The organism is Nonomuraea sp. LPB2021202275-12-8 (assembly GCF_037044575.1).
GTDB lineage: Bacteria > Actinomycetota > Actinomycetes > Streptosporangiales > Streptosporangiaceae > Nonomuraea.
Genome location: NZ_JBAHWD010000187.1, coordinates 1 through 303 on the forward strand (window position 1 = coordinate 1; position 303 = coordinate 303).

Consider the following 303-nt stretch of genomic DNA (forward strand, 5'->3'; position numbering starts at 1 on the left):
TGTCCACCTTTCGGATCACCTCTCAGGAGGACATAGCGTGACTGCTGTCCTACAAGCCCAGGCGCTGGGCAGGAAATACGGCAAGCGCTGGGCGCTGCGCGAGTGCACCATCGACATCCCGGCGGGCCACGTCGTGGGGTTGGTGGGCCCCAACGGAGCCGGCAAGACGACGTTGCTGAAGCTGGCCGGCGGCCAGCTGGAACCGACGGCGGGCGGCATCACCGTGCTCGGCGGGCGGCCCGGGGGCACGCCCGCGCAGCTGGCCAGGGTCGGGTTCGTCGCCCAGGACACCCCCGTCTACGC

1 protein-coding gene is annotated in these 303 nt (G+C 70.6%); it reads left to right on the forward strand.

All coding sequences use genetic code 11. From position 1 onward, the window contains the following. Positions 1 to 37: 37 nt before the first annotated feature. Positions 38 to 303, forward strand: a 266-nt coding sequence (locus tag V5E28_RS49315; RefSeq protein WP_336217233.1) for an ATP-binding cassette domain-containing protein, incomplete at its 3' end; no start/stop codon positions are given.